Here is a 23701-nt window from a genome sequence, read left to right as displayed (position 1 = left end):
GACCGCGCACCGGTCATCCCGCACAACCCATCACGGTCAATCTCGGCGGTGATCGCCACCATGCGGGCATCAATGGCATTGCGCTGACCAGCCAACTCCGCCAACTCACCAAACAACACCTCCAACCGCTCCTTCGGGCTCACCACCACCGCCGAAGACGAAGCGATCGAAGACATAACCCCATCCTCACAACCGGCCACGACAAACCACGGCCCCAAACCCCTAACCCCCGAGCGCCCAGACGCGCCTTATCCACAGCCACGAATTCATCCACAAACGCGCCCGACGGCCATCGGACCGGATCACCGGTGACTCGTCGGTTCCGGAGCGCTGCGCTTAGCGGGCCGCCTCGGCCTGCCGCTTCATTTGGGCGAACATGTCCACGTAGTAGGGCAGGCACTCGGTCAACGCTTTCTCGGTGGTGAACAGCGGCTGGTAGCCGAGGTCGCGCGACGCCTTGGCGACCGAGAAGAAGTTGTCCAGATACAACCGCTCGACGGCCAGGGGCTCCAGCAGCGGCGCGGGAATCCCGAACCGGAAGTGCATGCGCTGCCAGCCGGTCATCGCCGCCCGCACGACGGGGCCGTTCACCCGAATTCGCGGCCAGTTTACGCCGCACGCCTCCACCACCGGGCGGGCGAACTCGAACATATTGATCGGCTCGTCGTCGTTGATGAAGTACGCCTGACCGGGCGCGGTGCCGCCGGGCACCAAATGCTGGGCGGCCAGGATGAAACCGTGAATCAGGTTGTGTACGTAGGAGTTATCCAGCCGGGCCGACTTGTGTCCGATCAGCACCTTGACGTGGCCGGCGATCACGCTCTCGAACAGTTTGCGGAACATCGTCTGGTCGCCGCGGCCCCAGATGCCGCTGGGGCGGATCGCGCACGTCAGCATGCCGTCAATACCGTTCTGGGACAACACGAATCGCTCGGCGACGACCTTGGTCTCGGTGTAGAGGTCGTTGAATCGGGTGGTGTAGGGCAGGGTTTCGTCGCCGCCGGCGATGTTCTGGCCGCCCATCACCACGCTGTTGGATGACGTGTAGACGAATCGCTGCACGCCCGCCGCACGGCCGGTTTCCACCAGGTTCTCGGTCCCGCCGACGTTGATCGCGAAGCTGCGCTGACGGTATTCGTCGGTGACCGATGCCCCGCCCATCAGCTCGATGATCGCCGCGGTGTGGAAAACCGTGTCGATGCCGTCCACCGCTTGGGCGCAGACGGCCTTGTCGGTGATGTCGCCCTGGAGCACCTCCAGCTGCGAGTGCGGGGCCAGCGGCGATGGCGCGCGGTCGAAGGAACGCACCGAGTATCCGCGGTCCAGCAAGGTGGTCACCAGGTTGGCGCCGACGAATCCGGAACCTCCGGTGACCAGGACACGGCCGAGTTCGGTCGTCAGTGCTGCATCACCCATGCCGGACAGGATAACTGATCACCCATGCCGGACAGGATAACTGAAACACGTTCCAGTTTGTAGCAATGGCCGAATTCGTTTTGCATAGAAGGTTCGATTCACGCCTCGTCGCTCTGCCCGGCGGCCAGCGCATCCTCCACTCGCTTGCGGGCGCCAGCTAAGTGCTCTTCGCAGCGTTTTGCCAGCTGCTCGCCCCTTTCCCACAGCTTCAGCGATGCGTCGAGATCCAGTCCGCCCTGCTCCAACAGGCGCACGACCTCGATCAGTTCGTCCCGGCAGGATTCATAGCCAAGTTGACTAATGGGCGTAGCCGATTCGCCTCCGCTGTCGTTGTTTTCAGTGACCATCGGTCAGCCCTTCACTCACCGCCGCTACGGCGCCGTCGGAAACCCGCACCCGCAGCCGGGTGCCGGCCGGCGCCTCGTCCACCGAGCGCAGGACGTGAGGCGCTCCGGCGGCGGGAACCGTTTGCACCACCGCGTAGCCGCGGGCCAACGTTGCCGCGGGGCCCAGCGTAGCCAGCCGTGCGGACAAATGAGCGACACGTTCGGATTCCGCGGCCACCAGCCGGGTGATGTCCCGGCGCACCGCCGAGCGGGCGCGGTGGATTTCCTCGCCACGCGCCGTCAGCGCGGTCAGCGGCTCGGCCAGCACCGGGCGGCTGCGCAGCTGGGTCAGTGCCCGCTGTTCGCGCGATACCCAGTTGCGCAGGGCCTGCGCGCTGCGCCGGCGCAGGTCGGCGATTCCGCGCTGCTCGGCGGCGGTGTCGGGAACCACCCGCTTGGCCGCGTCGGTGGGGGTGGCCGCGCGCAGATCGGCGACCAGATCGCATAGCGGGTTGTCGGGTTCGTGGCCGACGGCGCTGATCACCGGTGTGCGGCAGGCCGCGATCGCGCGGCACAGCGTTTCGTCGGAAAACGGCAACAGGTCCTCGACGCTGCCGCCGCCGCGGGCCAGCACGATCACGTCGACGGCCTGGTCGCGGTCGAGTTCGCCTAGCGCCTCGACGATTTGGGCGACCGCGTTGGGTCCCTGCACGGCGGTGTTGCGCACGGCGAACCGCACCGCGGGCCAGCGGGCACCGGCCACCGTCGTCACATCGCGTTCGGCTGCGCTGGCGCGGCCGGTGATCAGCCCAATCATGTTCGGCAGGAAGGGAATTGGCCGCTTGAGTCTCGGGTCGAAGAGGCCCTCGGCGTCCAGCAGCCGGCGCAGCCGCTCGATGCGGGCCAGTAGTTCGCCCACCCCGACAGCGCGAATCTCGGACAGCCGTAACGAGAATGTGCCGCGCCCGGTGTAGAACGACGGCTTGCCGCAGACCACCACTTGCGTGCCCTCGGCCAATTTCACCGGTGCGTTGAGCACCAGGTCGCGCGGACAGGTCACCGTCAGCGACATGTCGGCGGCCGGGTCGCGCAGCACCATGAACACCGTCTTGGAGTCGGCCCGCATGTTGATCTGGGCCAATTGCCCTTCAACCCATACGGTTCCGAGTTTGTCGATCCATCCCGCCACTCGGATCGCGACGGCGCGAACCGGGAACGGGTTCTCAGCCGAGTTCGCCTCCGAATTCGCCGCTCGGGTCACTTCGCGGACGCGCGGGTGATCCTGTTGGCCAGCAACGTCTGAAACGGCGCCCGGGCCTTGGTCGCCTGCTCGTAGGCCAGCAGGGCTTCGAGTTCGTCGACGCCGAGCGACTGCACCCTGGCTCGCAGCTGGTCCAATGTCAGTGTCGGGAAATCGAGTTCGGCCACCACCGGCGGCTCCGGAACCGAATTCTTCGTCGTCGGCTTGGCCGGGGCGCCCGCATCCATCGCGGCATCGGCCACGGAGTACAACGCGAAGCGGCCCTCGGCCCGGCGATCGCCCGCGGCGCCGTCCGGCAATTCGGTGTCGGTGCCGTCGATCGCGATTTCGGTGTCCTCGTCGAATGTTGCCCATTCCGGCTTTTCGTCTTTGGGCGGAAAAATGGATTCCAGCGTGGCGTCGCCCTTGATCACCAGCTCCGCGAGATTCTGCTGGAACCGCATCACGATGTGAGTGACCTCACTGGCCAATGTCATTGGGTACATCAGGATGGTCTTCGGCAATCTGATGGTCTCTTCGACGGCGACTGTCGCCGCGCCGACCAATAGCCGAACTCCGTACGGTGCAGAAGCCATGCGTCCAAGATTGCCCTAAGCAACGGCTAACTCCAAGCCCGTCGCCGCGAGCTGGCGAGTCCGTGTCGGCGGAACGTACCCTGGAGCCCATGCCGCCGACCATCGACATGGGGATTCCCGGCGCATCCAGCTCGGTAGCCAGCGGTCCGGCCCGTAAGCGGGTGCTGCTGGCCGAGCCTCGTGGCTACTGCGCGGGGGTGGATCGGGCGGTCGAAACGGTCGAGCGCGCGCTGCAAAAGCACGGCGCCCCGGTGTACGTGCGCCACGAAATCGTGCACAACCGGCACGTCGTCGACACCCTGGAAAAGGCCGGCGCGGTGTTCGTCGAGGAGACCGATCAGGTCCCCGAGGGCGCCATCGTGGTGTTCTCCGCGCACGGCGTCGCCCCGACGGTGCACGCCGCGGCCGCCGAACGCAACCTGCACACCATCGACGCCACCTGCCCGTTGGTCACCAAGGTGCACAACGAGGCCCGGCGCTTCGCCCGCAACGACTACGACATCCTGTTGATCGGCCACGAGGGGCACGAGGAGGTCATCGGCACCGCCGGGGAGGCACCCGACCACGTACAGCTGGTCGACGGCGTCGCTTCGGTGGACAGCGTGACCGTCCGCGACGAGGACAAGGTGGTGTGGCTTTCGCAGACCACGCTGTCGGTCGACGAGACGATGGAGATCGTCGAGCGGCTGCGGCAGCGCTTCCCGAAGCTGCAGGATCCGCCCAGCGACGACATTTGCTACGCGACCCAGAACCGGCAGGTCGCGGTCAAGGCCATGGCACCGGAGTGCGAGCTGGTGATCGTCGTCGGGTCGCGCAACTCGTCGAACTCGATGCGGCTGGTCGAGGTGGCGAAGGGCGGCGGCGCCGCGGCGGCGTACCTGGTCGACTGGGCCGACGACATCGATCCGACGTGGTTGGACGGCGTCACGACCGTCGGCGTCACCTCCGGCGCGTCGGTTCCCGAGGTGCTGGTGCGCGGGGTGCTGGAGCGGCTGGCCGAATGCGGTTTCGACGTGGTGCAACCGGTGACGACGGCACAGGAAACGCTGGTGTTCGCGCTGCCCCGGGAGATCCGTTCGGCCCTGTGATCCTCGGCGCTGTCCCGCGCGGTCAGTCGACGCTGGACAGCAGTGCGTCCGCGGGGGAGTACAGGGCGTTGTTGAGGGCGTCAAAGTTGAATTGCGGTTGGATTCCGGCGTTTCCGGCCAGGCCCGGCGAGCCCACCAGGCCGGCCGTTGCCGACAGTGCGGGTGTCGTCCCTAGAGCCGGTGTGCCGCCGACCGAGGAGCTCAGGGTCACGATGGCGGGGCCGAAGATGCCGTTGGCGTTGGCGGCGCCGCCCGGGTAGACGATGACGGTGTCGCCGGGGCCGATGATCAACGAGCCGGGGTCCTCGATCAGGACCGATGCCTCGGCTTCGACGACGAGGGTGCCGCCGGTATCGACGGTCAGGGTGCCGCCAGTGTCGATGGTCGCCGTGCCGCCGGGGGTGACGGTGAGCGTACCGCCACCCGTGACGTCGACGGTGCCTCCGAAGTTGACGTCGAGGCTGGACGCGGTGAGGGTGCCGCTGTTGGTCAGGGTGCCGCCGTCGACCGCGAGGGTGCTGGCGGGGTCGACGGCGATCGCGGCGCCGGTGTGCACCGTGAGGGTGCCGCCGTGCACGGTCAGGGTGCTGGCGTCCAGGCCGATACTGCCGTGGATGGCCAGGGTGCCGCTGTCGAGGGTGAGGGTGGAGGTGCTGTTGACGGTCAGACCGCCGCCGGACTCGATCGTGATGGTGCCGCCGTGCAGGGTCAGCGCGCTGGCGTGCCCGGCCGCGATGACGGCATTGGGGTGCACGGTCAGGGTGCCGCCGTCGACGGTGAGACTGCTGGCGTCGAGTCCGATAATGCCGCCGCTGTCCAGGGTGATCGAGCCGCCGGAGTGCACGGTCAGGGTGCCGCCGTCCACCAGGCTGATCGAGCCGTGGCTGCCGACGGTCACCGACCCGGAGTCGATCGTCAGGACGCCCCCGTTACTGACGTTGAGGGTGCCGCCGAGTTGGACGACGGATCCGTTGTCGACGGTGAGGGCGCCGCTGTTGATGGTCAGAGTGGCGCCGCTGTGGACGCTGAGGGTGCCGGCATTGACGTCGAGGGTGCCGGTGACGCTGAGGTTACCGCCGAGGTCGATGGTCACGGTGCCGCCGTTGTCGATGGTGAGGCTACCGCCGCTGACATCGAGGGTGCCGTCGGGGTTGACGATCAGGGAGCCGCCGTCAACGAGTTGACCGTCGGCACCGACGGTGAGGTTGCTGCCGGTGCCCTCGATGCTCAGAATGCCGCCGGTTTGGACGGACAGGGTGCCGTCGACGTCGACCGAGCCGTCGGTGCCGATGCTCAGGGTGCCGCCGGCGTTGACGGTGAGGCTGTTGTCGCCGGTATCGACGGTGACGGTGCCGTCGCTGACGGTGAGCAAGCCACCGTTGTTGACGTTCACCGCGCCGTTGGCGACGCCATTGTCGACGGTGAGGGTGCCGCCGGTGTCGACGGTCAGGGTGCCGCCGGCATTGACGTCGACCGTGCCGCCGTTGACGGAGACGGTGCCGCCGTTGACGGAGACGGTGCCGCCGTCGACCCAGACTGTGCCGGCGTCGATCGACATGCCGCCGTCGAGGTTGAGGACGCCGCCGGTGTCAACGGTGAGCAAGCCGTTGGTGTTGACGTCGAGGGTGCCCCCGGTGTTGACGGCGAAGGTGCCGCCGGCGACGTCGACCTGACCGGTGTTGTCGATGGTGAGGCTGCCGTCCGCGTCGATGGTCAGGAAGCCGCCGTCGAGGATGTCGAGGTCGCCGCCGGTGACGGTGGCGCTGCCGTCGGTGCCGACATTGATCTGGCCGTAGACGTCGAGGTTGCCGTCGACAATCAGCGTGCTGCCGCTGTCGACGATGTCGACCGTGCCGCCGTTGCTGTAGACGGTCATGGTGCCGTGGACGGTGACGGTGCCGCCATCGCCGACATCGATCCCGTTGTAGGCGTTGAGGACGCCGCCGGGGTCGACGGTGAGGGACCCAGCCTGGATGTTGATGTTGCCGCCGGGATCGAGGTCGCCGGCGGCTTCGAGGTCGACGGTGCCGCCGCTGTGGACGGTGAGGCCGCCGCCGTTGGCGATATTGATCTGGCCGTCCACGTGGAGGTCGGCGTCGATGATCAGCGTGGTGCCGCTGTGGATGATGTCGACCGTGCGCCGTGGCTGTAGATGGTCATGTCGCCGTCGACGGTGAGCGTGCCGTCAAGGATGCTGAGACCGCCGCGGACATCGAGAGCGTCGCCCGGGTGAACGGTGACGGATCCGCCCTTGATGTACAGGATGCCGTCGTCCAAGACTTCGAGCTGGCCGTCGACGGTGAGGATGCCGCCGTCGAAGACTTGCACCCCGCCGTTGGTTTCGATGTTGAGGACGCCGCCGTGTTCGATCATGACGGTGCCGTGGATGGCGATTTCGGAGCTGGGGTTGACGAAGACGGTGCCGCCGTCGGCGATGTGGAGGTCGCCGTTGACGGTGAGGGTGGTGTTGAAGTCAGCGACGGTCAGGGTGCCGCTGACGTCGAGGCGGCCGGCGGTGTCGATGGTGACGGAGACGCCGTTGGTCACGTCGACGATGCCGCTGACGCTGACGGTGCCGCTGTCGATGTCGAGCGAGCCGCTACTGACGTCGAGGGTGCCCTCGATGGTGACGGTGCCGCTGTCGACGGTCAGGGTCGCGCTGCCGACGTTCATGCTGCCGTCGACAGTGAGGGTGCCACCGTCGACGGTGACGATGCCGCCATTCAGGACGTTGGCGGTGGCGGAGGAATTGACGGTGAGGGTGCCGCCGTCACGACGTTGACGCTGCCACCGTCGAAGACCCAAGCGGTGGCGGAGGAGTTGATGGTGAGATCGCCGCCGCTTAAGACGTCAATGATGCCGCCATTGGCGGTGAGGCTGCCGCCGTTCACCGAGACGGTGCCGCCGTTGATGACGAGGCCGCCGCCGTTGGCGAGATAGACCCCACCGCTGGGGCTGATGGTGAGAACGCCGCCGCTGTTGATGGTGATGAGACCGCTGTTGAAGGCATAAACGGTGCCACCGGTGACGGTGACGGTGCCACCGCTGTTGATGGTTAGGCTGCCGTTGACGGTGACGGTGCCGCCGTCGACGATCAGGCTGCCGCCGTTGTCGACGACGACGGAGCCGCCGAGGTCGACGCTGAGGGTTTGGCCGGGGCCGATGGTGAGGGTTTCGCCGGGGCCGATGGGCAGGGTCTGGAAGGGGCCGACGGTGATGTCACCGTCGAGGAGGTTGGCGCCGACCTGGGTTAGCGCGTCGGCTTGGGTGCTGGTGGTCTCGGCGGTGGCTTGGGCGACGGCGTCGGCTTGGGCGAGTGCACCGGTGTCGTTGGTGGTGGGTGGGGGTTCGTCGAAGGTGGTCAGGGTGGCCGCGGCCTCGGAGTCGGTGGCGTAGGCGTACATGGCGGTGGCGTCTTGGATCGACATCTCCATGTATTCGGCTTCGGTGGCCGCGATCGCCGCGGTGTTTTGACCGAAGAAGTTGGTCGCGGTCAGCACCATGAACTCGGCGCGATTGGCGGATCAGTTCGGGGGGCACGGTCATGGTGTAGGCCGCCTCGTAGGCGGCGGCCGCGGCGGAGGCCTGCGCGGCGGTCTCTTCGGCTTGGGTGGCGCTGGCCTGCAGCCATTCCACGTAGCCTCCGGCGGCGGTGGCCATGTTCAGCGAGGAAGGGCCCAGCCACGCCTGTCCGGTGAGACCCGCGATTTGGGCGGAGTAGTTGCTGGCGGCGGATTCCAATTCGACGGCGAGCGCATCCCAATTCGCCGCGTTGGCCAGCATCGGGCCCGGTCCGGGGCCAGCGTATATCAGCCCGGAATTAATTTCCGGCGGCAGCAAACCGAAATCCACGGCGCCACTCGTATTCGCTCGACAGTACCGATTTGCGACGAGATTCTATTCAATATCTGACGCGTGTCTAATGGGACCGTGTGAATGGTGCGTAACTGCGAAATTAACGCGAGGATCTGCGGTGACCCCGTTGTTTTCTATGAACCTTATTTGCGTTTAACGTGAATCGGTTCGTGGCGCCTTTTCGAGGTCGCATTTGACGCAAGCTTTGAACCCCTAGAGGCGGGAAATGTCTAAGCGCACAATGCCATTGGCGCACTTCGGCGCCGGCGGCATCGCTCCCTAGGCGTCGTATTCCCAGGGGTCGGCCGGGGGCCTTTCCGGGGGCCGGCCGTTCGCTCGTGGCCGGCCGCGGCGCTGCTCATCTGACGGGCCCGATCCCCGATAGCGGACCTGCGAGATCGGGTGGTGCGTCGCGTCATTGCCTTTCGACCCGTTGGCCCGACGTCGCCGGGAATCCGCGGGCGGCTGATAGGGCTCGTAGGGCTGGTATCGGTCAAATTGCCGCGCTACCCCGGGCCGTTCGTACCTGTTGTACTCGTCGAAGCGACCGCCGCGCGGCGTCGAGCGCTCGTACGGGTCGCGGCGGCTGCGCACATCGCGGCGGCCCTCGCGTTGCGGCTGGCTCCGGCGGTCCGGATCGGTCTGCGGCCTCGGGCGGCGCGATCGGCGCGGCGGGTCGGCGGGGTCGTAGTCGCGCGGCGGGGATTGGCGCCGTCGGCGTGGCCGCTCGGCGGCGGGGTCGTACTGCTCCTCCGGCGACGGACGGGCGTGCCGGGACCGGCTTCGGGCGGAACTCGTCGCGGGCCGGCTGCCGCGCGACGTCCGGCTGCTTTTGGTCGAGGCCCTCGAGGGGCTGCGCGGTGAATCGGTGGACTCTTCTTCGTCGGCGGCATCGTCGGGCGATGCGACGCCCAGCAGCGAGTTCAGTTTCGCGCTGACAGCGCGCAAAAACGGCGACTTCTCCGCAACCTCGGTACCGGCGGTCGCGGTTTCGTCGGTAGTCGACTCCGGTCGGTGGGGGCCCCCGAAATACCATCTGATCAGGCCGATCATCAGCACACCGCCAGCGGCGCCCAGCATCAGCGGGAAACGTTCGATGAGCGGATAGCCGCAGTTGATCAGCAGGTCTTTGAGGCTGGCGATCTTGCCGCCGTGGAACAGCCAATAGGCGCCCGGTACCGCGCAGAAAAGGATCAGAGGCGGCTGGATGACCGCGGTGAACAGCCCCTCCTGACGGACCGCGAGCACCGCTGCCACGCAGCCCGCTATATAGAGGCCGGCGAAGATGCCGGTCAGCTCCTTATGGCCGAGTCCGGAGTCGATGCCATATCCGATTGCGGTCGCGGTCACGGCGAGGAGCAGGGCTATCCACGACGGCACACCCGGAATGCCGGGGTGAATCGAGCGATGGGCAGCTGCTACTGCCGAGGTTCCCCGCTGCGTTGACACATGTAGACCGTACCGGCAATGGGCCGAAACCCCCGTAAATACCTTGTTAGGGATGCCGGGCGTGCCACGGGTTCGCCACGGAGACGGTCCGCGACGCCCTGGGGCCCGGCGCGGAGCCCTAGACTTGGTTCCCCGTGAGCCTGAGCCTGGGAATCGTGGGCCTGCCGAATGTGGGCAAGTCGACGCTGTTTAACGCGCTGACCCGGAACAACGTGGTGGCGGTCAACTATCCGTTCGCGACGATCGAACCCAACGAGGGCGTCGTCGCGCTGCCCGATCCGCGCCTGGACAAGCTGGCCGAGATGTTCGGCTCCGAGAAGATCGTGCCGGCGCCGGTGACATTCGTCGACATCGCCGGAATCGTGAAGGGCGCCTCCGAGGGCGCCGGGCTCGGCAACAAATTCCTGGCCAACATCCGCGAGTGCGACGCGATCTGCCAGGTGGTGCGGGTGTTCGCCGATGACGACGTCGTGCACGTCGACGGCAAGGTCGATCCGAGGTCCGACATCGAGGTGATCGAGACCGAGCTGATCCTGGCCGACCTCCAGACACTGGAGAAGGCCGTTCCGCGGCTGGAAAAGGAAGCCCGCAACAACAAGGAACGCAAGCCCGTGCACGAGGCGGCCGTCGCCGCCGAGGCGGTACTGAACTCGGGCAAGACGCTGTTCACGGCCGGTGTCGACACGGCACCGCTGCGCGAGCTGAATCTGATGACGACCAAGCCGCTTCTGTACGTGTTCAACTCCGACGAGTCCGTGCTCACCGACGAGGCCCGCAAGGCCGAGCTGCGCGCGATGGTCTCGCCCGCCGACGCGGTGTTCCTCGACGCGAAAATCGAATCCGAACTGGCCGAACTCGACGACGAGTCGGCCGACGAGTTGCTGGAGTCCATCGGGCAGACCGAACGTGGTCTAGATGCGTTGGCGCGGGCGGGTTTTCATACTCTCAAGCTGCAGACCTATCTGACGGCGTGCCCAAAAGAGGCGCGCGCGTGGGTAATTCGTCAAGGCGACACCGCGCCCAAGGCCGCCGGGGTGATCCACACCGATTTCGAAAAGGGCTTCATCAAGGCCGAAATCGTGTCCTACGACGACCTGATAACCGCCGGGTCGATGGCAGCGGCCAAGGCGGCCGGCAAGGTCCGGATGGAAGGCAAGGACTACGTGATGGCCGACGGCGACGTGGTGGAGTTCCGGTTCAACGTCTAGGTCGAGTTGTCGGTGGGGCTCCCTAGTATTCGCGGACGAAGCACGCTGTGGGCACAGCGCGATACGGCCGCGAATGGAGATCCCGTGAAATTTGTATCGACTCGCCTCATCACCGCAGATGTCGGCCGTTTGGTCGCGTTCTATGAAACGGTCACCGAAGTCGCCGCCGTTTGGAGCAACGAGCTCTTCGCGGAGATCCCAACGCCGGTTGGCGTGCTTGCCATTGGCAGCGACAAGACCGTCCCGTTGTTCGGCGAAGGATCCGCGGAGCCGGCGGCCAACCGAACCGCGATCATCGAGTTCCTCGTGGGCGATGTGGACGCCGAATACGAACGGCTCCGCGGCAGCGTCGGGGACGTGGTCACCACACCGACGACGATGCCATGGGGTAATCGTGCGCTGCTGTTTCGCGACCCGGACGGGAACTTGGTAAACCTGTTCACCCCTGTCACCGACCAGGCGCGCGCCAAATTCGGACTGTGAAGATTCACCGAGACGGCAGGCGACGGAGTTCCCGGTGGCTTACGTTCAAACGGCTTACAACATCGAAACTTTCGTGCGGGCCGACGGTGGGCACTGCAGATCAAGGACTGCTACCCGAAGGTCGACCCGGTCGGCTCGTCGCCTCGAGAATCGGAAGTAGACGTGGTCGCCCCTAGCGGTGACGGCCCCCGCCGACCATTCTTAAGAGATGGCGACGGTAAAGCACGCGTGGGCTCGGCTGTTCGTGGGTGGCGGGCTGGCGCTGTCCGCGTTGGTTCTGGCCGGAGGTGTGGCCCAGGTGACCTCGGCGCCCCCGCCCACCAACCACTGGTGCCCTGGTCAGCAATGGGATCCGGCGTGGGGCACCGACTATCACTGGGACTGGAATCAGTGCCACGACTGGCAAGGTCCGGCACCGGCGGGTTGGGGGCCTTGGGGGCCGCCGCCGCCGTGGGCGCCGCCGCAGCCACCTGCGCCGTCATGGGCGCCGCAGGCTCACCTGATGTGGAATCCCACTAGGGGTGCGTGGGGATTCTTCAACAACGGGATCTGGACGCCGGTCTGATGCGGTGGCGTGGTGTCAGTCACGTCGAGTTCGCGGTGCTGGACTATGACGAGTCCATCGCGTTCTACGACGCGTTGTTCGGCTGGCTTGGCTACAGCAGCTTTTCGTCGCTGAACATGGAATATCAGTCGATCTACTACATGACACGTAACGCTAACCCGCACAGCTACATCGGCATCCAGCCGGCTCGTACCGGAGGCAAGCTCACGCACGGCGATCAGGCGGTCGGTATCAACCACATCGCGCTGTGGGCGCGCAACCGAAGAGAGGTCGATCGCTTCCATAACGATTTCTTGGTCAGGCACGACGTACCGGTCACCGACGAACCCAAGGAGTACCCGCAGTATTGGCCCGGCTATTACGCGGTGTTCTTCGACGACCCGATCAATGGTATTCATTGGGAGCTGGCATGGATACCGAAAGTACCTACACCCCAACAAGTTTGGTCCTTTTATCGTGCTGTGGCTGTCTTCAGCAAAAGTCGGGCGGATCTGGCGAACACGGTGCCAGGGGTCATGTGGCAGGCAAGGCGAACCCTCTCGCGCCGGTAAGTAGAGTCGTAGCATGCCGCTGCCCTACGTCGACCCGACCGTGGAGTACGGCCGCTGGTATCGGGCTCTGGAACGCTTCGGGCGCTCGCGTGCGGCCGGCTTCCTGGCGCGACATCTGTTCTGGCACATCGATCCCTGGCTGTACCGCGCCACCTGCGGGCGCTACCCATCCATCCTCGGCGGCCTATCGTCGGCCCCGTTGATCAGCACGGGCGCCAAGTCGGGCCTGCCGCGAGAGCATCAACTCGCCTACTTTCACGATGGCCCCGACACGATTCTTGTCGCCTCTTATCTGGGCCAGCCCAAGAATCCGCAGTGGTACTACAACCTGAAGGCGCATCCGCGGTGTCGATTCGGCGACGAGGACTTCGTAGCCGTGGAGGTCACCGATCCCGACGACTACGAGCGCCTGTACGCGCTGGCCGAGCATGTCTGCGTCAACTACCGCGACTATCGCGCCAAGGCGGCCGTGATCGGCCGGCGGATCCCGGTGTTTCGCCTCAGGCCCGCGTCGGCGGCATAACGCCAGGCCAAAACGATTCAGCCCTTTTCGTTTCGGGGATATGCAATGTCGTGACTTATTTGCTGTAGGTGCGCTGCAGGCCATTAATTGATTGACACGTGACGCACGCCACAAATTTTGGATTGCTAACTACCTTGTTGCTAGTGTCCCTCCGCATGATTGTTCTTGCATCGTTGATATCGCTGATCAATCAGGTATCCGGGAAGCCCTATATCGCGGGCGGAGATTCTCCCGCGGGTACCGATTGTTCAGGACTTGTTTCGTGGGTTGTAAATGCGGCAACCGACAGGCCTATTTATGGAAACCGCTTTAATACCGGGAATGAAGAAGCCGCGCTATCGGCGCGGGGCTTTCAGTATGGAACGGCCCCCAACGCGTTGGTTGTCGGCTGGAACGGTGGCCACACGGCAGTGACCCTGCCCGACGGCACCCCGGTGTCCAGCGGGGAACGCGGCGGCGTGCACATCGGTGGTGCCGGCGCTTACCAGCCCGGATTCACCCACCACATATTTCTGCCGATGCCTTCGGACGGGGGCGGCGCTCCAGCGGGCCTGCCGGGCCTGCCGCCTCCGCCTCCCGACGCGTCGCCTCCGCCTCCCGTTTTGGTGGGAGCCGTCGCGCCCGAAATGCCGGCACCCCCGGTCCCGCCGGCGCCGGAATTGCCGCCGCCGGGCGATCCCGGAATTCCGAATTGATAAATAATCGCACGGCGCGCCTGTTATTCAATGCCGCGGATTACTGCGGCGCGGATCATGCCGACGGCATTGGCGTGCTTGCCCTCAGTGAAATAGTCGGATAAAACACGCCACTGTGAGACGCGTCACAAGCGTCGGCGCGAATCCGTTTAGCGCTGGACAAACGCGAAGTCCGCCTAGACATCGATTACGACATCTAGGCGGACTTTGCTGTACAGCGAACCCTACCCGCAATGTCACATCAGTCACACCCCACACCCCGTAGCCCGTATATCCTGGCGCTGCCCGTCGGAGGATGGGCAGCCAAGCGCACTGGGAGCTGTGAGCGGGGACCGCAATGATCTTCATCGTCGTCAAGTTCGAAACCAAGCCCGACTGGTCGGACCGCTGGCCGGACCTGGTTGCCCCGTTTACCGCGGCGACGCGCGCCGAAGCGGGCAACTTGTGGTTCGAGTGGTCGCGCAGCCTGGAGAATCCGGCGGAGTACGTCTTGGTGGAGGCGTTTCGCGACGGTGACGCGGGCGGCGTCCACGTCACCAGCGATCACTTCAAGCGCGCCATGCAGGAACTTCCGCAGGCGCTGAAGTCGACGCCCAATATCATCAGTCAGACGATCGACGCGACCGGTTGGTCGGAGATGGGGGAGATGTCGGTCGACTAGCCGACAGCGACTTCGATTTCGTTGCCCAGCTGATATCCCGGTGCCAGCGGCAGCGTGTCACCACTCCAAAATGACGCTGGGTCAAAGCAGTTCGCGTACTTCTCGGTGCTGAGCAATCCCATCTCCTCGTACGTGATCGCCACCGTCTCGGCGCAGTACGCCGTTTCCAGCCCGACCCGCTGCCGCTGTTTGCGTCGTTGCGTCGACTCTCGAACCTTCTTGTCCACGAAGGGGATTCCCTTTGTCCAGTCGTAGGCCGTCGGGATCCGGCCGCGAAACCATCGGGCCGTCAACCGGGCGGTAGTGGGAAATGCGGTGCCGTCCATCCGCGCGATCACCCGCAGCAGCTGGTCCTCTTGTTCGCGGGTGGGGTGCGGCGTCAGCTGGCACAGCCAGCAGCGCTGGTGGTAGCGCTCGCTCCACTGCAGTACGGCCTGGTGCAGATCGTTGAGCTGCACACCGCGATGGTTGGTTCCGGTCCATAAGTCGACGAGCTTGTCGCCGAGTTCGGCATGCCAGATCAGTGGCGGCAGGTCGTCGATGGCCACGGTCATGCCGACATGGTTCACCGGACTGTTGGTCAGGGTCTGGATGGCACGGTCGGGTCCCGAGCCGCCGCGGAACAACCACAGGTCGCCGGTCCGGGTATCGTTCAGCGCTTCCTGCAGCGTGAGCATGGCTTAGGAGTTCGCCAGCACTTTGCGCGCGACGGCGCGTGCACTGGCGGCCGCCGGATAACCCGCATAGCCGGTCATGTGGTAGATCACCTCGGAAATCTCCTCGATGGTCAGACCGTTGCGCAGCGCGATGGGGAAATGCGCCTTCAGTTCGTCCGACGCCCGCAGCGCGATCAGCGCACCCAGGGTGACCAGGCTGCGCGAACGGCGGTCCAATCCGGGCCGCGTCCAAAGCGATCCGAAGACATGATCGAGGCCCAGCTCGAGGAGTTCACCGGCCACGCCGTCGTCGCGCAGGCTGGTGGCGCCGTCCGGGATTAGGCCGGGCATGTCCCTGAACAGTGCCAGTCCCTGAGCGCGCACATCAGTCATCGGTATCCGCCTTTCCTAAGGGTTTTCGGGAGATCTGGTAGTCGATATAGCCGTCCCAGTCGTCGAGGCGACGGCGTAACTCGTCGACCACCTGGGGATGGGTGGGCACGAAAAATCGGTTGTGCAGGATCGCATCGGCGACCAGCTCCCCGACGCTCGCCGGGTCCAGCAGGTCGAATTGCTCGCCGGGAATCCGCAGGGGTGCACCGGCGCCGAACGTCGGTACGTCGGCCGCGATATTCGTCAGCACCGGCCCGGGGCATAACAAGGTGACGCCAATGTTCTTGGGCCGCAGGTAAATCGCCAAACCCTCGGTCATTTGCACGATCGCGGCTTTACTTGCCGCATACGGCATTCGATCGTAGGAGTAGCTGAAAAGCCCGGCAAAGGACGCGGTGTTGACCAGATGGCCGCTGCCCTGACCCAGCAGCAGCGGCAGGAACGCGGCGTTGCTGCGGACCACCGACATCAGATTGACATCGAGGATGCGTTGCCACTCCGCGGCGGGAATGTCTTGTGGCAGCCCGTTTGTCAGGACGCCGACGTTGTTGACCACGATGTCGACCCGGCCGAACCGCCGCAGCGCCGCGTCCCGAACGCCTTCGAACGCGTGGGGATCCGACACGTCGGCACGATGCGGCAGAACCGCCGCACCCAGCTCGTCGGCGAGAACCTGGAGACCTTCGTCGTCGAGGTCGACCGCCAGGATGCATGCGCCCCGATCGGCCAAGCTGCGGGCGATCGCGCGGCCGATGCCGCTGGCCGCTCCCGTGATGACGGCGACCTTGTCGCGAAGGGTGTCCATGGCGGTAATAGCGTGTCAAGTATGCGCAGCATTTGGAAGTGGATCGGCCTGGCCGGCGTCGCCGGTGTCGTGGCCGGGGGTGCGTTGGTCGTACGTGATCAACGCAAACGTCGCGCCTACACCCCCGGCGAGATCCGCGCCCGGCTGCATCAGCGGCTGGCCGAGTCCGGCGCGCCGTGACGCGCTGACGTCGACCCCGCGACATTTAACCGGTTGCGACGACACGCCGCGGCGGGTCGCCACGGATTAAGCCTCGAGAACGCCAGCGACGCCGGCCGACACCGCGAACAAGCGATGACTGCCCGAAAAGCCTTTCAGCTCCACGTCGCGGCCTTCGTAGAACCGGATGTCGTCGCAGTCGCGCAGCGCCTCGCGCACCGGCTCGCTCACCAGGATCTGTCCACCGACGGCCTGGGCGGCCACCCGCGCCGCCATCGCGACGTTGCGTCCGAACAGATCGTCGCCGCGACGCACCGAGCGGCCCATGTGGATGCTGATCCGGACCCGAATATCCTCGTGCCGCTTGCGTTTTGCGTTCCGGTGCAGCTCGGACTGAAGGTCGATGCCGCACCGCACCGCCTGCTCTGCGCGGGCGAAGGCGATCATGAAGCCGTCGCCCTGGCTTTTGACCACGTAGCCGGATCGGCGCTTCACCAACCCGGACACCAGCTTGTCGTGCGAGCTGATCAGCCGGACCCAGGCGCGGTCGCCGATCCGCTCGTTCAGCGCGGTGGACTCCTCGATGTCGGAGAACAGAATTACCACCCGGCCGTCCGGCGTGACTCGCGCGAGGTCGGGCCGCTCGACCTCGGCCCAGTCGGCGAGGTCTTCGATGCTGCTGCGCACCGCCGCGCCGAAGCCCTCCTTGCGCATCACGTTGGCAGTGTTCCAGGCCGTTTTGAGGGCCTCCCGGCCGCCGGATATCAGCCAATTGCGGGTGTCGGCACGTTGCCGTAACTCCTCGGCTTCCTCGCGGCTACGGACCAGCAACTTGCCCATCACGGCGAGTGCGCAGGCTTCGATCACGGCAACGCCGGCCAGGACGTAGACCGCGATATGCAGTGCATCACCCACGTCTCGCATCCTTGCAAAGCGCGGGATGGCTTCCGGTTGTCGGCCCTTTCAGCAGTGTCTAGGGTTGAGTGCGATCACCCCCGGGTAGTGCAGCTCGAGTGAACCGGTCCGGTGAATTTTGGGAGGTTCGGTTTTGGCCGACGACGGTGGTGATTCGTCCAACCTGTTGGTGATCTTCGGCATTACCGGTGATCTGGCCCGCAAGATGACGTTTCGCGCGCTGTATCGGCTCGAGCGCCGCAATCTGCTGGACTGCCCGATCCTGGGCGTGGCGAGCGACGACATCAGCGTCAAGAAGTTGATCGAGCGGGCGCGCACCTCCATCAACGATGCCGGGGAGCAGATCGACGACGAGGTGTTCGATCGGCTGGCCAATCGGCTGGACTACATCCACGGCGACGTCACCGACCGCGCTCTCTATCACCGGCTCGCCGAGCTGATCGGTTCGGACTACCGCCCGCTGTACTACCTCGAGATGCCGCCCGCGCTGTTCGCGCCGATCGTCGAGGGCCTCGCGCGCGAGGGCCTGGTGGAGCGGGCCCGCGTCGCGGTGGAAAAGCCGTTCGGCCATGACCTGAAGTCCGCCTGCGAACTCAACGATCGGCTGCACGCGGTGCTCGACGAAGACCAGATCCTGCGGGTGGACCACTTCCTGGGCAAGCAGCCCGTGGTGGAACTCGAATGCCTGCGCTTCGCCAACCAGGCGCTGGCCGCACTGTGGGATCGCCAGAGTGTGTCCGAGATTCACATCACGATGGCCGAGAACTTCGGCGTCGAGGACCGGGGCAGGTTCTACGACAAGGTTGGCACCCTGCGTGACGTGGTGCAGAACCATCTGCTGCAGGTGCTCGCCATGGTCGCGATGGAACCGCCGGTCGGCGGCAGCGCCGACGACCTCAACGACAAGAAATCCGAGGTGTTCCGCGCGATGCCGCCGCTGGACCCCGAACATTGTGTGCGCGGCCAGTACCACGGCTACACCGACGTCGACGGGGTGGCGAAGGATTCGCAGACCGAAACCTTCATCGCACTGCGCACCGAGATCGACAACTGGCGCTGGTCCGGAGTACCCATCTTCGTGCGGGCCGGTAAGGAACTGCCGGAGAAGGTCACCGAGGTGCGGCTGTTTCTGCGCCGCGTTCCACAGCTGGCCTTCCTGCCGCACCGCACGACGGCCGAGCCCAACCAGATCGTGCTGCGCATCGACCCCCAGCCGGGCATGCGAATGCAGTTGTCCGCCCAAGTCCATGACGAGTGGCACGACGTCCACCTGGACTCGCTGTTCGCCACGGACCTGGGCGAAGCGGAGGGCCCGTATGAACTGCTGCTGCACGCCGCGCTGAGCGGCGATCGCCAGCTATTCGCGCGGGAAGACAGCATCGAGCAGACCTGGCGCATCGTCCAGCCGCTGCTGGACAAGCCGAGCGAGATTCACCCCTACGAGCCCGGGTCGTGGGGACCCGAGGCCGCGCAGTCGCTGGTCCGCGGTCACTGCCATTGGCAAGACCCGTGGTTCCCTCCGAAAACCAAGTCGGGACAGTAAGGAGACCGGAATGCAGCTGGGAATGATCGGCCTGGGCCGAATGGGTGCCAACATCATCCGTCGTGTCGTCGACGGCGGACACGAGGGCGTGGTGTACGACCACGACAAGGAAGTCGTCAAGACGCTGGCCAGTGAGAAGGGAATGACCGGGGCGTTCTCGGTTGCGGAGCTGGCCGAGAAGATGACCGCGCCGCGGATCGTCTGGGTGATGGTGCCCGCGGGTGAGATCACCACCTCGGTGATCGAGGAGCTGGCGAACACCCTCGAGTCCGGCGATATCGTGATCGACGGCGGCAACTCCTACTACCGCGACGACCTCAAGCACTCAAAGCTGCTGTCCGAGAAGGGAATTCACCTCATCGACTGCGGCACCAGCGGTGGGGTCTGGGGCCGGGAGCGTGGTTACTGCCTGATGATCGGGGGCGACGACTACGCCTTCGAGCACGCGGAGCCGCTGTTCAAGGTCATCGCACCCGGGGTCGACGCCGCTACGCGCACCCCCGGCCGCGACGGCGAGGTCGCCCAACCCGAGAAGGGCTACCTGCACTGCGGCCCGTCCGGGGCGGGTCACTTCGTCAAGATGGTGCACAACGGCATCGAGTACGGAATGATGGCCTCCCTCGCCGAGGGGCTCAACATTCTGCGCAACGCCGACATCGGCACCCGCGTCGAAAAGGGCGATGCCGAAACCGCGCCGCTGTCGAATCCCGAGTGCTACCAGTACAACTTCGACGTCGCCGACGTCGCGGAGGTGTGGCGCCGGGGCAGTGTCGTCGGCTCCTGGCTGCTGGACTTGACGGCGATCGCGCTGCACGAATCGCCCACCCTGTCCGAATTCTCCGGCCGGGTCTCCGACTCCGGGGAGGGCCGCTGGACCGCGATCGCGGCGATCGACGAGGGGGTGCCGGCCCCGGTGCTGACGACCGCGTTGCAGTCCCGCTTCGCTTCGCGCAGCCTCGACGACTTCGCCAACAAGGCGCTCTCGGCGATGCGCAAGCAGTTCGGCGGGCACGCCGAGAAGCCGGGGGTCGGTGGCTGACGCGGCGATCGCGAGGGCGGCGAAGCCGAGTGATTGGGGGCACCTCCCGCTCGCGGAGGAGGGTCGCCGCCATTGGGCTCAGCCGGTCAGCCGCTTGACGAACTGGACGACGACGTCGCTGAAGGCGTCGTTGTCGTCGCCGGCGGCGGTGTGTCCGGCGTCGGACAGCTCGACGAACTCCGCACGCGGAACCGTCGCCAGGAAGTGATTGACGCCTTCGGGGCTGACGACGTCGGAGAGCTTGCCGCGGATCAACAGGACCGGGATCGTTAGATCTGCCGCGGCACGCTCGAAGTTGTCCGTGCGCAACTCCGGGTCGTCGCCGGGGGCGGTCATGAACGCCGGATCCCAGTGCCAGTACCAGCGTCCGTCCCGCAGCCGCAAATTCTTCTTCAGCCCTTCGGGGCTGCGCGGTTTTTCCCGATACGGCAGATAAGCGGATACGGCGTCGGCGGCTTCTTCCAGCGACGCGAAGCCGTGCAGGTTGGTCAGCATGAAATCCCGGATCCGGGCGCTGCCGGTCTTCTCGTACCGCGGCACGACGTCGACCAGCACCAAGCCGGTCACCTGCGCCGGGCCCGCTTTGTCGGCGACCAGGATGCCGGTCAACCCGCCCATGCTGGCCCCGATCAGCACGACGGGGCGGCCGATCGCGTCCAGGACCTGCAGGACGTCGCCCATCAGCGTCTCGATCGCGTAGTCCGCGCCCGGTGCCCGGTCGCTGTCGCCGTGCCCGCGGCTGTCCAGCGCGACGACGTGGAAGCCCTCGTCGGCCAGGACCTGGCCGGTGTTCTTCCAGGAGAATCGGTTTTGGCCGCCGCCGTGCAACATCAGGATCGACGGTCGGCCCGCGATCGCGGTGTCGCGGTTCCATTCGTCGGCGACCAGGCCGATACCGCCGACACCAGCGAATTTGACCGTCTGGGGGCTGCTGCTCACGGTGCTCATCGATCTGACGTTACATAGTCGCTCGATGAGTTCTCGCGGTCGCCGGAGTCTATCGGTGAAACAGCTGGGAGACGCCGACGCCATCGATCACGCCCGTCGCTGTGGTCGGACCACAACATGGAAGAGGTGGGGGTACCGAGATCGACCACGGCGCGCAACAGTCCGAGTGAGCACCACGCTGACGTCGATCTCGACCGAGCGTTGATGAAATCCCTGGATGCAGTGAGGGTTCGGGGTTTCTTTCGCTCCGGTGTTAGGTTGGTCCGTGCGGACGCCCCGAACAGGAGTGAACATGGCGGACTACCCGAGATGACCAAGCCGCGATGGATCGACGTGCCGGGTCCTCCCGCCGAGCTCAAGGCGCTGACCTGGGGCCCGGCCGACGGCCCGATCGCCTTGTGCCTACACGGCTTCCCCGACACGGCCTACGGCTGGCGCAAGCTGGCCCCGCTGCTGGCCGCGGCCGGCTGGCGTGTCGTCGCACCGTTCATGCGGGGATACGCGCCGTCGTCCATTCCGGACGACGGCAGCTATCACGTCGGCGCGATCATGGACGACGCGCTGCGGGTGCGCGAGGTCGCCGGGGGCACCGATCGCGACGTGGTGATCGGACACGACTGGGGCGCACTGGCGGGCACCGGCCTGGCCGCGATGCCCAACAGCCCGTTTACCAAGGCCGTGATCATGTCGGTGCCCGTCTCGGCCGCGTTCCGCGGCCAGGTCAGCGAGCGCGGACGGCTGGCGCGTCAGATTCCTCGTCAACTGCTGCGCAGCTGGTACATGTTCTACTTCCAATTGCCTTTCCTGCCTGAGCGTTCCGCGTCGTGGGTGCTGCCGCGGTTGTGGCGGCGGTGGTCTCCGGGTTACCACGGCGCCGAGGAGGACCTGCGTCACGTCGACGCCGCGATCGGGACACCGGAAAGCTGGCGCGCGGCGCTGGGGACCTACCGCGCCACGCTTCGCAACACCCGCCCGCCGCAGCGGTATGCCGAGCTGAACCGGCTGTGGACCGAGGCGCCGATTTTGCCGACCCTGTATTTGCACGGCCGCGACGACGGTTGCATGACCCCGGCTTTCGCCCACTGGACCGAAAAGGTGCTGCCCGCCGGCAGCGACGTGGCGATCATCGATCATGCCGGGCATTTCCTGCAGCTGGAACAGCTCGAGAAAATCGCCGAGCGGGTGCTGGCGTTCATCGGCTCACCCGGCTGAGGCCGTGGCCGCGCGCCGAATGGCCGCCGTCGATGCGCAGTTTTACTGGATGTCGGCCAAAGTCCCCAACGACGAGTTCCTGCTGTACGCATTCGGCGGCCAACCCGGCGACCTGGATCGTGCCCTCGACGAAATCCGTTGCTGGGCTCGGGCGTGCCCCGAGCTGACGCTGCGGGTCGAGGATGGCTGCTCGCTGACCTATCCGCGGTGGGTCCCCACGACGGTCTCGCCCGAGCAGGTCGTTCGCCACGACGTGGCCGATCACGGCTGGCAGGCCTGCCTGGCGGCGGTGGCGCGCTTGGCCGACAGCCAGCTGGACCTCCGGCGCGTGCCCTGGCGGCTGCACGTGTTCACACCGGTGCTCGGCATTCCCGGTGTCGACAGGCCGGGCGTCGTTACGGTCCTGCAAACATCGCACGCGCTGGCCGACGGCGCACGCGGTGCGGCGCTGGCGGGCTGGCTGTTCGGCCGGGACGCTCCGGTGCCCGCGGTGCGACGGGCGTCGCCGGGCTGCTTCGCCTGGCGGGCCGCCGAGGCCGCCTGGAGGCATCGCGGGCTGCTTCGCGACACCCGGGCGGGGCTGCTGGCGCCGGGGGTCGGCAGCCGGCCGCCGCTGGCCACCAACGCCGGCCCCGACGGCGCCCGTTCGATCCGCACACTCGTGCGACAGCGGGCACAGCTACGTGGACCCAGCGTCACCGTCGCGGTGCTCGCCGCCGTGTCGACCGCGCTGTCGCGGCTGCTTGCCGCCGGGTCCGACGCACTGGGCGCGGAGGTTCCGATGGCCAAACCCGGTGTGCCCCAAGCTAATAACCATTTCGGCAATATCGTGGTCGGGATCTACCCGCGGCTCGAACTGGACGCGCGGCTGGATCGTCGCCGACCTGGCCAACGGGCGGCGGCGATTCGAACATCCCGCCACACGCGCGGGGGACCGTGCATTCGCCGCGGTGCCCGCTCCGCTACTACGTTGGGGCGTTTCACAATTCGACTTCGGGGCCCGGCCCGCGCAGGTGTCGGGCAACACCGTGGTGTCCAGTGTCAACCGCGGGCCCGCCGATCTGCAGTTCGGGGACGCGCCGGTGGTGCTGACGGCCGGCTATCCCGGGCTGTCGCCGTCGATGGGTCTGACACGTCGATGGGTCTGACACATGGAGTGCACGGCATCGGCGAGACCATCGCGATCAGCGTCCACACGGCGGAGTCCGTGATCGCCGACATGGACACCTACCTGGAGTTGCTCGACGCCGCGCTGTAGACGTATTGCGCGTCTCCGGATCTCGCCGCTTCCTCGCGGGTCAGCCCCGCGGTGCCTGGGTTGCGACCGGCTCGATGATCGGCACAGTCGGGCCTGCACGCGCCACCCGGATCGCGT

Annotated in this window: 24 protein-coding genes and 3 pseudogenes; 13 read left to right on the top strand and 14 right to left on the bottom strand. The window is 66.2% G+C overall.

The features are described 5' to 3' along the window. The 5 genes and pseudogenes from T428_RS34235 to T428_RS0107730 form a co-directional block, all read right to left on the bottom strand. Nucleotides 1-176, bottom strand: a pseudogene (locus tag T428_RS34235) (hypothetical protein); the annotation flags it as partial. 160 nt (nucleotides 177-336) lie between these two features. After that, nucleotides 337-1428, bottom strand: coding sequence for a 3-beta-hydroxysteroid dehydrogenase (locus T428_RS0107745; RefSeq protein WP_025736026.1), 1092 nt, complete (start codon nucleotides 1426-1428; stop codon nucleotides 337-339). A gap of 86 nt (nucleotides 1429-1514) precedes the next feature. After that, nucleotides 1515-1763, bottom strand: a complete 249-nt coding sequence (locus T428_RS0107740; protein ID WP_025736025.1) for an exodeoxyribonuclease VII small subunit — start codon at nucleotides 1761-1763, stop codon at nucleotides 1515-1517. Beyond that, a complete protein-coding gene (gene xseA / locus T428_RS0107735) occupies nucleotides 1753-3003 on the bottom strand; it encodes an exodeoxyribonuclease VII large subunit (RefSeq protein ID WP_025736024.1) in 1251 nt (416 codons plus the stop codon). Before xseA ends, T428_RS0107740 begins: the two co-directional genes overlap by 11 nt. Continuing rightward, nucleotides 3000-3578 carry a lipid droplet-associated protein gene (locus T428_RS0107730; protein ID WP_025736023.1) on the bottom strand — a complete coding sequence of 193 codons (579 nt, stop codon included), beginning with the start codon at nucleotides 3576-3578 and terminating at the stop codon, nucleotides 3000-3002. Before T428_RS0107730 ends, xseA begins: the two co-directional genes overlap by 4 nt. Before the next feature lie 89 nt (nucleotides 3579-3667). On the opposite strand from T428_RS0107730, the gene T428_RS0107725 reads away from it, so the two are divergent. After that, the gene (locus T428_RS0107725) at nucleotides 3668-4666 is read left to right on the top strand and encodes a 4-hydroxy-3-methylbut-2-enyl diphosphate reductase (protein WP_025736022.1); all 999 of its coding nucleotides are present in this window, start codon (nucleotides 3668-3670) and stop codon (nucleotides 4664-4666) included. A 22-nt stretch (nucleotides 4667-4688) separates the two neighbouring features. Here T428_RS0107725 and T428_RS0107720 read toward each other — a convergent pair whose 3' ends face one another. The 4 genes and pseudogenes from T428_RS0107720 to T428_RS0107705 form a co-directional block, all read right to left on the bottom strand. Beyond that, nucleotides 4689-6749 (bottom strand): beta strand repeat-containing protein, encoded by a 2061-nt coding sequence (locus tag T428_RS0107720; protein WP_025736021.1) that lies wholly within the window; start codon nucleotides 6747-6749, stop codon nucleotides 4689-4691. A gap of 20 nt (nucleotides 6750-6769) precedes the next feature. After that, entirely contained in the window at nucleotides 6770-7339 is a 570-nt protein-coding gene (locus tag T428_RS0107715; RefSeq protein ID WP_025736020.1) for a hypothetical protein, read from the bottom strand. A 608-nt stretch (nucleotides 7340-7947) separates the two neighbouring features. Further along, nucleotides 7948-8518: pseudogene (locus T428_RS35675) on the bottom strand (PPE family protein); the annotation flags it as partial. 282 nt (nucleotides 8519-8800) lie between these two features. After that, nucleotides 8801-9970 (bottom strand): DUF6542 domain-containing protein, encoded by a 1170-nt coding sequence (locus T428_RS0107705; protein WP_084298655.1) that lies wholly within the window; start codon nucleotides 9968-9970, stop codon nucleotides 8801-8803. 134 nt (nucleotides 9971-10104) lie between these two features. Between T428_RS0107705 and ychF the strand changes: the two genes are divergently transcribed. The 7 genes from ychF to T428_RS0107675 all read left to right on the top strand — a co-directional run bounded on the left by ychF (nucleotide 10105) and on the right by T428_RS0107675 (nucleotide 14656). Then, nucleotides 10105-11178, top strand: coding sequence for a redox-regulated ATPase YchF (gene ychF / locus T428_RS0107700; RefSeq protein WP_025736018.1), 1074 nt, complete (start codon nucleotides 10105-10107; stop codon nucleotides 11176-11178). Nucleotides 11179-11262: 84 nt separating this feature from the next. Continuing rightward, nucleotides 11263-11661, top strand: coding sequence for a VOC family protein (locus T428_RS0107695; RefSeq protein ID WP_025736017.1), 399 nt, complete (start codon nucleotides 11263-11265; stop codon nucleotides 11659-11661). A 208-nt stretch (nucleotides 11662-11869) separates the two neighbouring features. Next, on the top strand, nucleotides 11870-12226 hold the full coding sequence (locus tag T428_RS31820) for an Mtp family mycobacterial-type pilin (RefSeq protein WP_211243900.1): 357 nt from the start codon (nucleotides 11870-11872) through the stop codon (nucleotides 12224-12226). Further along, nucleotides 12226-12777, top strand: coding sequence for a VOC family protein (locus T428_RS0107685; protein ID WP_025736015.1), 552 nt, complete (start codon nucleotides 12226-12228; stop codon nucleotides 12775-12777). The genes T428_RS31820 and T428_RS0107685 overlap by 1 nt, the downstream gene beginning before the upstream one ends. Before the next feature lie 13 nt (nucleotides 12778-12790). Beyond that, a complete protein-coding gene (locus T428_RS0107680) occupies nucleotides 12791-13300 on the top strand; it encodes a nitroreductase/quinone reductase family protein (protein WP_025736014.1) in 510 nt (169 codons plus the stop codon). A gap of 98 nt (nucleotides 13301-13398) precedes the next feature. Continuing rightward, nucleotides 13399-13995 carry a peptidoglycan endopeptidase gene (locus tag T428_RS36020; protein ID WP_425411990.1) on the top strand — a complete coding sequence of 199 codons (597 nt, stop codon included), beginning with the start codon at nucleotides 13399-13401 and terminating at the stop codon, nucleotides 13993-13995. A gap of 337 nt (nucleotides 13996-14332) precedes the next feature. Then, nucleotides 14333-14656 (top strand): putative quinol monooxygenase, encoded by a 324-nt coding sequence (locus T428_RS0107675; RefSeq protein ID WP_025736013.1) that lies wholly within the window; start codon nucleotides 14333-14335, stop codon nucleotides 14654-14656. On the opposite strand, the gene T428_RS0107670 is transcribed toward T428_RS0107675, so the two are convergent. Genes T428_RS0107670 through T428_RS0107660 form a run of 3 tightly spaced genes read right to left on the bottom strand, consistent with a single transcriptional unit; the run spans nucleotide 14653 to nucleotide 16510 of the window. Further along, nucleotides 14653-15333 carry a hypothetical protein gene (locus T428_RS0107670; RefSeq protein ID WP_025736012.1) on the bottom strand — a complete coding sequence of 227 codons (681 nt, stop codon included), beginning with the start codon at nucleotides 15331-15333 and terminating at the stop codon, nucleotides 14653-14655. The two genes, T428_RS0107675 and T428_RS0107670, sit on opposite strands and share 4 nt — an antisense overlap. A gap of 3 nt (nucleotides 15334-15336) precedes the next feature. After that, nucleotides 15337-15705, bottom strand: coding sequence for a carboxymuconolactone decarboxylase family protein (locus T428_RS0107665; protein WP_025736011.1), 369 nt, complete (start codon nucleotides 15703-15705; stop codon nucleotides 15337-15339). Continuing rightward, nucleotides 15698-16510 carry an SDR family oxidoreductase gene (locus tag T428_RS0107660; protein WP_025736010.1) on the bottom strand — a complete coding sequence of 271 codons (813 nt, stop codon included), beginning with the start codon at nucleotides 16508-16510 and terminating at the stop codon, nucleotides 15698-15700. The genes T428_RS0107665 and T428_RS0107660 overlap by 8 nt, the downstream gene beginning before the upstream one ends. A 21-nt stretch (nucleotides 16511-16531) precedes the next feature. On the opposite strand from T428_RS0107660, the gene T428_RS32650 reads away from it, so the two are divergent. Then, complete coding sequence (locus T428_RS32650; RefSeq protein WP_156942881.1) at nucleotides 16532-16690, top strand: hypothetical protein; 159 nt, start codon at nucleotides 16532-16534, stop codon at nucleotides 16688-16690. A gap of 66 nt (nucleotides 16691-16756) precedes the next feature. Here the strand turns inward: T428_RS32650 and T428_RS0107650 are convergent, their stop codons facing one another. Next, the gene (locus tag T428_RS0107650) at nucleotides 16757-17593 is read right to left on the bottom strand and encodes an adenylate/guanylate cyclase domain-containing protein (protein WP_025736009.1); all 837 of its coding nucleotides are present in this window, start codon (nucleotides 17591-17593) and stop codon (nucleotides 16757-16759) included. A gap of 124 nt (nucleotides 17594-17717) precedes the next feature. Here T428_RS0107650 and T428_RS0107645 point away from each other — a divergent pair, with 124 nt between their 5' ends. Next, entirely contained in the window at nucleotides 17718-19127 is a 1410-nt protein-coding gene (locus tag T428_RS0107645; protein ID WP_025736008.1) for a glucose-6-phosphate dehydrogenase, read from the top strand. Nucleotides 19128-19137: 10 nt separating this feature from the next. Beyond that, nucleotides 19138-20166: a phosphogluconate dehydrogenase (NAD(+)-dependent, decarboxylating) gene (gene gnd / locus T428_RS0107640; RefSeq protein ID WP_025736007.1), complete on the top strand. Its 1029-nt coding sequence runs from the start codon at nucleotides 19138-19140 to the stop codon at nucleotides 20164-20166. Between the two features lie 78 nt (nucleotides 20167-20244). On the opposite strand, the gene T428_RS0107635 is transcribed toward gnd, so the two are convergent. Further along, nucleotides 20245-21114, bottom strand: coding sequence for an alpha/beta fold hydrolase (locus T428_RS0107635; RefSeq protein WP_025736006.1), 870 nt, complete (start codon nucleotides 21112-21114; stop codon nucleotides 20245-20247). Between the two features lie 309 nt (nucleotides 21115-21423). Here T428_RS0107635 and T428_RS0107630 point away from each other — a divergent pair, with 309 nt between their 5' ends. After that, nucleotides 21424-22326 (top strand): alpha/beta fold hydrolase, encoded by a 903-nt coding sequence (locus T428_RS0107630; RefSeq protein ID WP_025736005.1) that lies wholly within the window; start codon nucleotides 21424-21426, stop codon nucleotides 22324-22326. Between the two features lie 4 nt (nucleotides 22327-22330). Beyond that, a pseudogene (locus T428_RS26420) lies at nucleotides 22331-23584 on the top strand (wax ester/triacylglycerol synthase domain-containing protein). The last annotated feature ends 117 nt before the right edge of the window (nucleotides 23585-23701 follow it).

Source organism: Mycobacterium genavense ATCC 51234 (assembly GCF_000526915.1).
GTDB lineage: Bacteria > Actinomycetota > Actinomycetes > Mycobacteriales > Mycobacteriaceae > Mycobacterium > Mycobacterium genavense.
This window is presented reverse-complemented; position numbering and strand designations above follow the sequence as displayed.